At 70.7% G+C, this 12,448-nt stretch carries 8 protein-coding genes; 4 read left to right on the top strand and 4 right to left on the bottom strand.

The window, feature by feature from the left end; genetic code table 11:
- Window positions 1–93 precede the first annotated feature (93 nt).
- Window positions 94–1,260: a magnesium and cobalt transport protein CorA gene (locus tag EOT10_RS01790; protein WP_127826223.1), complete on the bottom strand. Its 1,167-nt coding sequence runs from the start codon at window positions 1,258–1,260 to the stop codon at window positions 94–96.
- A gap of 189 nt (window positions 1,261–1,449) precedes the next feature.
- On the opposite strand from EOT10_RS01790, the gene EOT10_RS01795 reads away from it, so the two are divergent.
- Complete coding sequence (locus tag EOT10_RS01795) at window positions 1,450–2,580, top strand: winged helix DNA-binding domain-containing protein (protein WP_223280704.1); 1,131 nt, start codon at window positions 1,450–1,452, stop codon at window positions 2,578–2,580.
- Window positions 2,581–2,831: 251 nt separating this feature from the next.
- On the opposite strand, the gene EOT10_RS01805 is transcribed toward EOT10_RS01795, so the two are convergent.
- The gene (locus tag EOT10_RS01805; RefSeq protein WP_431313254.1) at window positions 2,832–3,665 is read right to left on the bottom strand and encodes a helix-turn-helix transcriptional regulator; all 834 of its coding nucleotides are present in this window, start codon (window positions 3,663–3,665) and stop codon (window positions 2,832–2,834) included.
- A gap of 140 nt (window positions 3,666–3,805) precedes the next feature.
- Here EOT10_RS01805 and EOT10_RS01810 point away from each other — a divergent pair, with 140 nt between their 5' ends.
- Both EOT10_RS01810 and EOT10_RS01815 read left to right on the top strand, forming a co-directional pair.
- Window positions 3,806–5,509, top strand: a complete 1,704-nt coding sequence (locus EOT10_RS01810) for an AMP-binding protein (RefSeq protein WP_127826226.1) — start codon at window positions 3,806–3,808, stop codon at window positions 5,507–5,509.
- Window positions 5,506–7,140, top strand: a complete 1,635-nt coding sequence (locus tag EOT10_RS01815; RefSeq protein ID WP_127826227.1) for an AMP-binding protein — start codon at window positions 5,506–5,508, stop codon at window positions 7,138–7,140. Before EOT10_RS01810 ends, EOT10_RS01815 begins: the two co-directional genes overlap by 4 nt.
- 104 nt (window positions 7,141–7,244) lie before the next feature.
- On the opposite strand, the gene EOT10_RS01820 is transcribed toward EOT10_RS01815, so the two are convergent.
- On the bottom strand, window positions 7,245–8,018 hold the full coding sequence (locus tag EOT10_RS01820) for a hypothetical protein (protein WP_127826228.1): 774 nt from the start codon (window positions 8,016–8,018) through the stop codon (window positions 7,245–7,247).
- A 342-nt stretch (window positions 8,019–8,360) separates the two neighbouring features.
- Between EOT10_RS01820 and gcl the strand changes: the two genes are divergently transcribed.
- Window positions 8,361–10,148, top strand: a complete 1,788-nt coding sequence (gene gcl / locus EOT10_RS01825) for a glyoxylate carboligase (RefSeq protein ID WP_127826229.1) — start codon at window positions 8,361–8,363, stop codon at window positions 10,146–10,148.
- A gap of 668 nt (window positions 10,149–10,816) precedes the next feature.
- Here gcl and EOT10_RS01830 read toward each other — a convergent pair.
- Window positions 10,817–12,274, bottom strand: a complete 1,458-nt coding sequence (locus EOT10_RS01830) for a catalase (RefSeq protein ID WP_127826230.1) — start codon at window positions 12,272–12,274, stop codon at window positions 10,817–10,819.
- Window positions 12,275–12,448 lie beyond the last annotated feature (174 nt).

Raw genomic sequence — 12,448 nt, forward strand, 5'->3', positions numbered from 1 at the left:
TGCAGGCCTGCGGGATGACGTAGGCGCCGGCGGGTTGGGAAAGCAGCAGCCGGTGCCGCCTTCCCCGTATGAGCGACCAGTCACGGGAGGGCTTCAGAGCCAGTCGCGGCGCTTGAAGATCACGTACAGGCTGACGCAGACGACCCCCATCAGGCCGATCGCGATGGGGTAGCCGAACCGCCAGGCCAGTTCCGGCATGTTCACGAAGTTCATGCCGTAGATGGTCCCCACGAGTGTGGGCGCGAAGAGGATCGCCGCCCAGGACGAGATGCGCTTGATCTCCTCGTTCTGCTCGAAGCCCGCTTCCGCCAGGGCCCGCATCTCCGCGTTCTGCTGCTGGGTCACCTGGGTCGCGTTCACCGTCAGGATGTCCGCGAGGGCCTGGCGGAAGCCGTCCACGCGCTCGCTGGTGTGCGTGACGTGGTCGGCGACGTCGCGCAGGTAGCGCTGGAGTTCCTCGTCCGTGCCGTACTTGGCGAAGCCCGCCATCAGGCCGTGCAGCATGCCGACGAGGGGGCGGGTGGCGCGCTGGAACTCGACCATCTCGCGCGAGAGTTCGTAGATGCGCCGGGACACCTCGGGGGCGCCGCTGAAGACCTCCGTCTCGATCTCGTCGATGTCGGTCTGTACGCCGGCCACGACCGGGGCGTAGCCGTCGACCACCGCGTCGAGGATCGCGTAGAGCACCGCCTCCGGGCCCAGTCTCAGCAGTTCCGGGGTGTCCTCCATGCGGCGGCGCACCACGGAGAGGTCGGGGGCGGCGCCGTGCCGGACCGTGATGACGAAGTCCGCGCCGACGAAGACGTGCAGCTCACCGAACTCCACCTCCTCGGGCGCGTCCAGATAGCGGGCGGCGCGCAGGACGACGAACAGCGTGTCTCCGTACCGCTCCAGCTTCGGGCGCTGGTGTGCTTCGAGGGCGTCCTCCACCGCCAATGGGTGAAGGTCGAACTCGCCTGCCAGGGAGAGGAGTTCGGCCTCGGTGGGGCGGGCGAGGCCGATCCAGGCCATGCCGTCCGGCTGTTCGCGGCGCAGCTCGCGGAACGTCTCGGCGAGCGTCGCGGGTGACGCCACCCGCACACCGTCCCGGTACAGGGCCGCCTGCACCACGCTCGCCGTCTCCGGGGCGGGGTCCGCGGACGCGTCGGGGGCCGGTGGCGCGGCCTCGGGCGTGGGCGGTTCCGCCGGCGGCTGCCCGTTGGCGCGGCGCCATGTGAACTTCTTCGGTGCCGCTCCCGGGCGGGCCCGCCGCTCTGCCATGTCTCCGCCTTGCGTGTCGATAACGGCTGTCCTGCGTGTCGATACGGCTGTCACTTCGGCCTCTGTGCAGGATATATGGCTCAAATTCGGCGGCGTGGAGTGATCGCCGGGCCGGGAATCGGCAGGGATCGGCAGCGATCGGCGGCTTGCGGTCAGAAGATGTCCGCAAGCCCCGCTACCGTGCCGGGCATGACTGATCGGACCCTGTCGGCGCGGGCCCTGGGGCGCGCCACCCTCGACCGCCAGTTCCTGCTGCGCCGTTCACCCGTCACCGCCAAGGCCGCGGTGGAACATCTGGTGGGCCTCCAGGCGCAGAACGTGAAGCCGCCCTACGTCGCGCTCGCCGCCCGGCTCGACGGCTTCGACCCCGCCGAGCTGTCCGCGCTCCTGAACGACCGCGAGGTCGTCCGCATCGCCGCCATGCGCTCCACGGTCCACCTGCTCGGCGCCGACGACTGCGTGCGCCTGCGCCCGCTCGTCCAGCCCGCCCTCGAGCGGGAGTTGAAGATGTTCACGAAGCGCCTCGCGGGCGTCGACCTCGACCGTCTCACCGCGCTCACCAAGGCGTACGTCGAAGAGGAGCCGCGCACTCCGAAGCAGATCAGGGAGCTGCTGCTCGCGCGGTGGCCCGACGCGGACCCTCTCGTCCTCACGATCGCCGTCCGCTGCCGGCTCCCGCTCGTGCAGACCACCCCGCGCGGCCTGTGGAAGCGCAGCGGCCAGGTCACCCTGACGACCGCCGGTCACTGGCTCGACCGCGCCCAGGAACCCGGCGGCGCACCCGAGTCCGACCCCGACCCCGCCACCGCTCCCGCCCCGGACGGCACCGTCCTGCGCTATCTGGCCGCGTTCGGTCCCGCCTCCGTCAAGGACATGCAGCAGTGGTCGGGCCTGACGAGGATGAAGGAGGTGTTCGAGCGGCTGCGGCCCCGGCTCGTGACCTTCCGCGACCCGCACGGCGTCGAGCTCTTCGACCTGCCCGACGCCCCACGCCCCGACGAGGACACGCCCGCCCCGCCCCGGCTCCTCCCCGAGTTCGACAACGTGCTCCTGTCCCACGCCGACCGCACACGCCTCGTCCCGCTCGCCTACAAGGAGCGCACCTGGACGGGCAACGTCGTGTACCCGACCTTCCTCGTCGACGGCGTGCTCGCCGGACTCTGGAACCTCGACGAGGCCGCGGCGTCCCTCACCCTCCAGCCCTTCGGGAAACTCACCGCCGCACAGCGTGACGCGCTCGTCGCCGAGGCGGAGGCCACCGCGCGCACGCTGGGCGTCACGGGCCCGTGCGACATCCGCTTCGGAACGGTACGGACCTAGGGCGTGTTGCGAAAGTCCCGCCTGCCCCGCGGCGCCTGGCACGCACTCCCCCACTCTCGGCTTCGCTCGAGCGGGGGGACCCCCATGCGGCGTTGCCGAAACGTCCGAGTGGCTCCGCCACTAGGACGCTCCGGCGCCTTGCGATCGCACGCACCAGACGCCGCGGGGCCCGCCCTCCGGGCGGACGACGCTACTTTCGAAACACGCCCTAGTAGCGGCCCGCCCGGCACCGCGCGCGGCACGCATGAGGTTCACGGCAGAAGTCCCGCCCTGCGCGCCGCCACCGCCGCCTCGAGCCGCGTGTGTGCCCCCAATTTCCGCATCGCCGACCGCAGATAGCCCTTCACGGTCTCGGGGCGCAGCCCGAGCCGCTCGGCCGTGGCCGCGTTCGTCGCACCCGTCGCCACGCACGCGAGGACGTCGACCTCGCGCGGCGTGAGCCCCACGTCCCGAACGCGCGGCGGCGCCGTCGCCGAGGCGAGCCTGCCGCAGACCGCGAGCAGTTCCTCGCGCAGCGCGGGGTCGACGACGCGTGGCGCGAGCGCCCGCAGCGCGCCGTGCGCCTCGCGCACCTCCTCCCACGCGGCCGAACCGGCCGGGGGACCGCCGCCCGCGTCCGCCGGGCTCGCCGCCGCGAGCAGCGCCCGCGCCTCGTCCCGCACCACCAGCGCCTGCTCCACGTCGCGCGCGGCCGCCACCGCCTCGCTCAGCGTGCGGTCACCCAGCGGCTGGGCGGTGCGCAGGGCCCCGTACAGCACGCCCCGTACCCGGCGGCGTACGACGACGGGGACCGCGAGGACCGAGAGCAGGCCCTCGGCGGCGACCGCCGCGTCGTACTCGTGGCTGATGTGCCGCGAGACCGGGTAGTCCGTGACCGCGCACGGCCGGGACAGGGCGAGCGCCTTGCCGCCCAGGCCGTTGCCCGTCGCGATGGCGAGGCCGTGGAGCACGCCCGTCGCCGCGCCGCTCAGCTCGCCGATGCGTACCGAGCCGGTGCCGCCCGTCAGGGGTCCGGCCGTCACGAGGCCGCCGAACGCGACGGGCAGGCCCGTGCTCCGCCGCAGCCGCACCAGAGCGGCACGCATCTCCACCGCGTCGGTCCCGTCTGCGCTCACTCGCCGTGTCCCTCCAGTGAGTGGGGTCGTGCACCACCCCCGTCCGGGGGTGGTGAGATCTGCGTCACGGATTACACGATGGCACGCACGGTCCGCAATGAGGAGGACACATGACGACGGCGACCACGGGTACGGACCCGGGCCCCACCGAGCAGTTCCGCGCGGCGAGGGACTTCCTGCTCCGGAACGCGGACGACTACGCCACCGCGTACGAGGGCTTCGCCTGGCCCCGGCCCGAGCGCTTCAACTGGGCCCTCGACTGGTTCGACGCCATCGCCGACGGCAACGGGAAGACCGCCCTGCACATCGTCGAGGAGGACGGCCGCGAGGGCCTCTTCACCTTCGACGCGCTGCGCCGCCGCTCGAACCGCGTCGCGAACTGGCTGCGCGGTCAGGGCGTCGGTGCGGGCGACCGCATCCTCCTGATGCTCGGCAACCAGGTGGAGCTGTGGGAGATCATGCTCGCCGCGATGAAGCTGCGCGCCGTCGTCATCCCCGCGACGCCCCTCCTCGGCCCCGCCGACCTGCGCGACCGCGTCGACCGGGGCCGGGCGCGGCACGTCATCGTGCGGCCCGAGGACGTGGAGAAGTTCGCCGAGGTCCCCGGTGACTACACCCGCATCGTGGTCGGCTCGGGCGGCGCTCCTGCCGAGGGCTGGACCGCGTACGAGGAGGCGGACGTCGCCTCCGTGACGTTCGAGCCCGACGGGGTCACGCTCGCCCAGGACCCGCTCCTCCTGTACTTCACGTCCGGCACGACCGCCCGGCCCAAGCTCGTCGAGCACACCCATGTGTCGTATCCCGTAGGGCACTTGGCGACCATGTTCTGGATCGGCCTGCGCCCCGGGGACGTCCATCTGAACATCTCGTCGCCCGGCTGGGCCAAGCACGCCTGGTCGAACTTCTTCGCGCCGTGGAACGCGGAGGCGACCGTCTTCCTCTACAACTACACGCGCTTCGACGCGGGCCGGCTCATGGAGGTCATGGAGCGGGCCGGCGTCACGTCGTTCTGCGCGCCGCCCACCGTGTGGCGCATGCTCATCCAGGCCGACCTGACGCAGCTCGCGACGCCGCCGCGCGCGGTCGTCGCCGCGGGCGAGCCGCTGAACCCCGAGGTCATCGAGCAGGTGCGGCGCGCCTGGGGCGTCACCATCCGGGACGGGTTCGGGCAGACGGAGACCGCCGTGCAGGTCTCCAACAGCCCGGGCCAGGAGCTGAAGAGCGGCTCCATGGGGCGGCCAAGCCCCGGCTACAAGGTCGAACTGCTGGACCCGGTGACGGGGGAGCCCGGCGCGCGCGAGGGCGAGATCAGCCTCGACCTGTCCGCCCGGCCCGTCGGCCTCATGGCCGGCTACCACGGCGACCCGGAGAAGACCGCCGAGGCGATGGCCGGCGGCTACTACCGCACCGGCGACATCGGCTCCCGCGACGACGACGGCTATCTGACGTACGTCGGCCGCGCCGACGACGTCTTCAAGGCCTCCGACTACAAGATCAGCCCGTTCGAGCTGGAGAGCGCGCTCCTGGAGCACGAGGCGGTCGCCGAGGCGGCCGTCGTGCCCGCCCCCGACGAGCTGCGGCTCGCCGTCCCGAAGGCGTACGTCGTGCTCGCCGAGGGGTACGAACCCGGGCCCGACACCGCGAAGCTGCTGTTCGAGCATTCGCGCGGCGTCCTCGCCCCGTACAAGCGCGTCCGGCGCCTGGAGTTCGCCGAGCTGCCCAAGACCGTCTCCGGGAAGATCCGCCGCATCGAGCTGCGGGAGCGCACGGCCCAGGGCTCGGCCGCCGAATACCGCGAGGAGGACTTCCGATGACCACAGGGGTGACCGCAGAGCTTCTCTCGTACGCGCACGGGACGGCCCCCGCGCCGCTCCTCGGCGACACCATCGGCCGGAACCTCGACCGGGCCGTGGCCGCGTTCCCCGACCGGGACGCCCTGGTCGACGTGCCCTCCGGGCGGCGCTGGACCTACGCCCGATTCGGCGCGGACGTCGACGAGTTGGCGCGCGGCCTGATGGCCAGAGGTGTGGGCAAGGGGGACCGGGTCGGGATCTGGGCGGTCAACTGCCCCGAGTGGGTCCTCGTGCAGTACGCGACCGCGCGCATCGGCGCGATCATGGTGAACATCAACCCCGCGTACCGCGCCCACGAGCTGGAGTTCGTGCTGAGGCAGGCGGGCGTCTCGATCCTCGTCGCCTCCACCGAGCACAAGGGCAGCGACTACCGGGCCCTCGTGCGGCAGGTGCGGGAGCGGTGCCCCGAGCTGCGCGAGACGGTGTTCATCGGCGACCCCGGGTGGGACGCGCTCACGGCGGCCGCCGCGTCGGTGACGGTCGATCAACTCAAGGCCAGGCAGGCCGAGTTGAGTTGCGACGACGCGGTCAACATCCAGTACACGTCGGGCACGACCGGCTTCCCCAAGGGGGCCACGCTCTCCCACCACAACATCCTCAACAACGGCTACTGGGTGGGCGAGACCATCGGCTACACCGAGCAGGACCGGGTGTGCCTGCCCGTGCCCTTCTACCACTGCTTCGGCATGGTGATGGGAAACCTCGGCGCCACCTCGCACGGCGCCTGCATCGTGATCCCTGCCCCGTCCTTCGACCCCGTCGCCACACTGCACGCGGTCGAACGCGAGCGCTGCACGTCCCTGTACGGCGTCCCGACGATGTTCATCGCCGAGCTGAACCTCGCCGACTTCGCGACCTACGACCTGTCGTCCCTGCGCACCGGCATCATGGCGGGCTCCCCGTGTCCCGTCGAGGTCATGAAGCGGGTCGTCGCCGAGATGCACATGGCGGAGGTGTCCATCTGCTACGGCATGACCGAGACCTCGCCCGTCTCCACGCAGACGCGCCGCGACGACGACCTGGAGCGGCGCACCGGCACGGTCGGGCGCGTCCTGCCGCACATCGAGGTCAAGGTCGTCGACCCGGTCACCGGCGTGACGCTGCCGCGCGGCGAGGCCGGGGAGCTGTGCACGCGCGGCTACAGCGTGATGCTCGGCTACTGGGACGAGCCCGAGAAGACGGCCGAGGTCATCGACGCGGGCCGCTGGATGCACACCGGTGACCTCGCGGTCCTGCGCGAGGACGGCTACGCGCAGATCGTCGGCCGCATCAAGGACATGATCACCAGGGGCGGCGAGAACATCTACCCGCGCGAGATCGAGGAGTTCCTCTACGCCCACCCGAAGATCTCCGACGTCCAGGTCGTGGGCGTACCCGACGAGCGGTACGGGGAGGAGGTCCTGGCCTGCGTCATCCTCCGGGACCCCGAGGACACGCTCACGCTGCAGGAACTGCGCGCGTACTGCCACGACCGCCTCGCCCACTACAAGACGCCGACCCGGCTGCGCATCCTGGACGCGTTCCCGATGACGGTGAGCGGCAAGGTCCGCAAGGTGGAACTGCGGGAGGGGTACGGGGGCGCCTCCGGCTGAGGCGGGTTTCGCGAACGGAAGGTTTTTCGCGAACCGACAGTTTTTCGCGAACGGACCGGTTTTCGCGAACGGACCGGTTTTCGCGAACGGACCGCGGCCGGGGCCTACGCCCCGGCCGCTATCAGTTCGTCCGCCGGGCTGTTGACTGGCTGCGGCATGCCCGCCAGGTCAAGGACGAACAGGGGGACGTCGAGTTCGTCGGCGCGGGTGCGGGCGTCCTCCTCGTAGCCGGCGAGCGAGAAGTAGACGCAGACCGACGACTCCGTCATGCCGGTCAGCCACAGGCATTCCACGTCGCGCAGGGTGGCGGGCCGGACCGACGGCTCCACCTGGGCGACGACCCCGCGGGCCGCCAGGCCGATACCGGACGAGGGGCGCTGGTCGGCCCGGCGGATGTCCCGGTAGCCGAGCCAGCGCAGATAGAGGGCGACGGCGGTCACCGCGTCGCGCGCCGTGCGGATGGCCACCGGCTGGAAGGCGGGCCGGGGCGCGGGAGCGGTGGGCGGCAGCGGGATGTGGGCGGGGCCCGGCCGGTCGGCGGTGGCCGGGTCGGGGCCGGACGGGGGCGGGGGCCAGCTGACGTCCGCGCCGGGCGACGCGTCGTGGCTGGGCGCGGTGTCGCCCTCGACCGGGATCCGGAGCACCGTGCCGCACGCGCAGCCCAGCTCCGGGCGCGGCCACCGGTCCCGGCGCCCGCACGCCCCGCAGCGCACCGTCACCCAGTCGTCGAGCCAGGTGCGGTGCGTGACCGGCTGGGCGGGTGCGCCGTGGCGCAGGGGCGGCCCCACGGGCGCTCCGCACGCGCACGGATAGACGGGTGGCGCATACATCTGTTCGCGCCGGCAGGCCGGGCACCGCACCGGCACGCTCTGAGCCATGAACCACTCCCGGCATCCGCCCGGGGCTCCGCACCCGGGCTCACGTGATGGCTTCCCGCCCTCGCCGCCCATCGTCCTCCAAACTCCCCCGCCGCGGCAGGCAGTCGGGGAGAGATCCCTCTGAATCCCTCTGAATCCCTCCGGAACCCGCCCTCGGCCTGTCCTCGACCTGTCCTCCCTTGACGGTCAGGGGACCTCCGCCTACATTGCTTCCATATAGCAGAACCTATTTTCCGCAATGTGGAAATTAGCAGAAGCCAGACCACGAAGACGACACGGACTCACAGCTCGCCGCGGGGCGCGACGGGAGCGCGAATCCGACAGCCGAAGCAGGAGAACTCAATGGCTCGTATGACCGCTGCCGACGCGGCAGTTGAGATCCTCAAGCGCGAAGGCGTCACGAACGCGTTCGGCGTGCCGGGTGCCGCCATCAACCCCTTCTACAAGTCCCTCAGGGACGTGGGCGGCATCCGCCACACCCTCGCCCGCCACGTCGAGGGTGCCTCGCACATGGCCGAGGGCTACACCCGTACCAATCCGGGCAACATCGGTGTCTGCATCGGTACGTCGGGCCCGGCCGGCACCGACATGATCACCGGCCTCTACTCGGCCACGGGTGACTCGATCCCGATCCTGTGCATCACCGGCCAGGCGCCCAGCCACCTCCTGCACAAGGAGGACTTCCAGGCCGTCGACATCGCCTCGATCGCCAAGCCCGTCACCAAGATGGCCGTCACGGTCCTCGAGGCGGCCCAGGTGCCGGGCGTCTTCCAGCAGGCCTTCCACCTGATGCGCTCCGGCCGTCCGGGCCCGGTCCTCATCGACCTGCCGATCGACGTCCAGCAGACCGAGATCGAGTTCGACCCGGAGACGTACGAGCCGCTGCCCGTCTACAAGCCGGCCGCGACCCGCGCCCAGATCGAGAAGGCGATCTCCTTCCTCCTGGAGTCCGAGCGCCCGCTGATCGTCGCCGGCGGCGGCATCATCAACGCGGATGCCTCCGACCTCCTGGTCGAGTTCGCCGAGATCACCAACACCCCGGTCGTCCCGACCCTCATGGGCTGGGGCACCATCCCGGACGACCACGACCTGAACGCGGGCATGGTCGGCCAGCAGACCGGCCACCGCTACGGCAACGCCACGTTCCTGGAGTCGGACTTCGTCCTCGGCATCGGCAACCGCTGGGCCAACCGTCACACCGGCTACAAGCTGGACGTGTACCGCGAGGGCCGCAAGTTCGTCCACGTCGACATCGAGCCGACCCAGATCGGCAAGATCTTCGCCCCGGACTACGGGATCACCTCCGACGCCAAGGCCGCCCTCGAACTGTTCGTCGAGGTCGCGCGCGAGCTCAAGGCCGCGGGCAAGCTCCCCGACCGCTCCGCCTGGGTCGACTCCCACCTGGAGCGCAAGGGCACGCTGCACCGCCGCACGCACTTCGACAACGTGCCGATGAAGCCGCAGCGCGTCTACGAGGAGATGAACAAGGCGTTCGGGCCCGACACCCGCTACGTCACCACCATCGGCCTCTCCCAGATCGCCGGCGCGCAGATGCTGCACGTCTACAAGCCGCGCCACTGGATCAACTGCGGCCAGGCCGGCCCGCTCGGCTGGACCATCCCGGCCGCGCTCGGTGTCGCCACCGCCGACCCGGACACCCAGGTCGTCGCCCTGTCCGGTGACTACGACTTCCAGTTCATGATCGAGGAGCTGGCGGTCGGTGCGCAGCACCGCATCCCGTACGTCCACGTCCTGGTCAACAACGCCTACCTGGGCCTGATCCGCCAGGCGCAGATCGGTCTGGACATCAACTTCCAGGTCAACCTGGAGTTCGAGAACCAGAACAGCCCCGAGCTGGGCGTCTACGGCGTCGACCACGTCAAGGTCGCCGAGGGCCTCGGCTGCAAGGCGATCCGTGTCACCGAGCCCGACCAGCTCCTGCCGGCCTTCGAGGAGGCCAAGAAGCTGGCCGCCGAGTACCGCGTGCCGGTCGTCGTCGAGGCGATCCTGGAGCGCGTCACGAACATCTCGATGAGCCCGACGGCCGACATCAGCGCCGTCAAGGAGTTCGAGGAGCTCGCGACGGAGCCGGGCCACGCGCCCACGGCGATCCGTCCGCTGAAGGGCTGATCCGGCCTCTGCCGGCCAGCTGAGGGGCGGTCCACCCGACGGGGTGGGCCGCCCCTTCGGCGTGCGCCGGTATTGTCGAGGGCTTCCGTCAACACCCTCTGGGCAGGCCGGAGATGAGCTCCGGTCCCGTCGGGGTACCTCCCTCCGCCCAGACCGGAGAACGGCGCTCCACGGGCCGCTCAGGCGTGGCGCGATGCGGGCATGAGAAAGCCCCGACCCGATGGAAACGGGCTGGGGCTGGGGCCCTTCCGGAGTTGGGGCTACCGGGCCGGGGGCTACCGGGGCCGGGCCCCGCACGACACAAGAACGCCGAGTACGGGACCGTAAACCGTACTCGGCGTTCTTGTTTCCCCCGAGGGGAGTTGTTGCCGCCCGACGGCACGCGACTGGCGAAACATGCATGCGTGCTGCCGGGCGGATTCTGTGGTGTGGCCGGTACCGCGGCGGTCTGCGATGAACCCCGCGACACCCTTTCCCTCAGGTCGAGAAGGGGCCGCCAGGATCTTGACCACCGCACTGGCTCACAGAGCCGCCGCGGACCGTGCCTGTCCGCCTGGGGCGGACTGCCCGCGCCGCCGTGTGACCACCCCTCATCCGGGTCTGCACAGCGGCGCGGGCGTCGCGCCCGGAACCTGACCTCCCGTCAGGCCCCGGACGCAGCTCGGGTGTCAGTCCTCGCGCAGGGCGCGGACCGCTTCCTCCACGCGCTTGCCGTACTCGGCGTCCGCGGCGTGGAAGTGAGCCAGGTTCTTCTCGATCACGTCGTCGCGCGAGACCTGCGAGAGGCCGCCGGCGATGTTGGCGATCAGGCGGGACTTCTCGTCGTCCGACATCAGGCGGTACAGCTCACCGGCCTGGTAGAAGTCGTCGTCCTTGGTGTGGGCCGGCGCCTCGTGGGTGCCGGTGTAGCCGGCGACCGCGAGCGGGGCCGACAGGGCGCGGCCGGTCTCGGCGGGCCCGTCGTACGAGTTGGGCTCGTAGTTCTTGCGGTCGCGCGGGTAGGCGTTGGACGCCATCAGACCGTCGCGGCCGTAGTTGTTCGCCTCGGTCGCCTTGGGCGAGTTCACCGCGAGCTGGGTGTGGTTGACGCCCAGGCGGTAGCGGTGCGCGTCCGCGTAGGCGAACAGGCGGCCCTGGAGCATCTTGTCGGGCGACGGGCCGATGCCGGGCACGAAGTTGTTCGGCGAGAACGCGGCCTGCTCGACCTCGGCGAAGACGTTGTCCGGGTTGCGGTCGAGGACCAGACGGCCCACGCGCTGCAGCGGGTAGTCCTTGTGCGGCCACACCTTGGTGAGGTCGAACGGGTTGAAGCGGTACTCGTCCGCCTCGGCGGCCGGCATGAGCTGCACGTACAGCGTCCAGGACGGGTTGACACCGCGCTCGATGGCCTGGAGCAGGTCCGTCTGGTGCGAGTTCGGGTCCTTGCCCGCGAGCTCGGCGCCCTGCTCGGAGGAGAGCGAGCGGATGCCCTGGTTCGTCTTGAAGTGGTACTTGACGAAGAACGCCTCGCCCTGGGCGTTCGTCCACTGGTAGGTGTGCGAGCCGTAGCCGTTCATGTGACGGTACGAGGCGGGGATGCCGCGGTCACCCATCAGCCAGGTGATCTGGTGCGTGGCCTCGGGGGCGTGCGCCCAGAAGTCCCAGACGTTGTCCGCCTCCTGCTTGCCCGTGAAGGGGTCGCGCTTCTGGGAGTGGATGAAGTCGGGGAACTTGATCGGGTCCTTGATGAAGAACACCGGGGTGTTGTTGCCGACGAGGTCGTAGTTGCCCTCTTCGGTGTAGAACTTCAGCGCGAAGCCGCGCGGGTCACGGACCGCGTCCGCGCCGCCGAGGTTGTCCGCCACGGTGGAGAAGCGGATGAACGTCTCGGTGCGCTTGCCGACCTCGCTGAGGAAGTCCGCGTGGGTGAAGCCGGTGACGTCGTCGGTCACCTCGAAATAGCCGTACGCGCCGGAGCCGCGGGCGTGCACGACACGCTCCGGGATGCGCTCACGGTTGAAGCGGGCGAGCTTCTCGAGGAGGTGCTGATCCTGCAGCAGGATCGGGCCACCGACGCCGGCGGTGGCGGAATTCTGGTTGTCGGCGACAGGAGCGCCGGACTCGGTCGTGAGCACACGCTTCGACATGGTGGCGAGGGTGACCTTCCGTACGGAACTGCTGGAACTGCTGACGGTGAACCGGAGCGTAAGAGGCTCTGAACAGCCACGTCAACAGTTTGTTGAAGTTATGGTCAACAGTTTGTTGAATTGAACGCCATGAAGTTCCGGGCCGTGGCGACGCCTGGGCGCGACAGGACAGGT

Source organism: Streptomyces antnestii, from assembly GCF_004005495.1.
Taxonomy (GTDB): domain Bacteria; phylum Actinomycetota; class Actinomycetes; order Streptomycetales; family Streptomycetaceae; genus Streptomyces; species Streptomyces antnestii.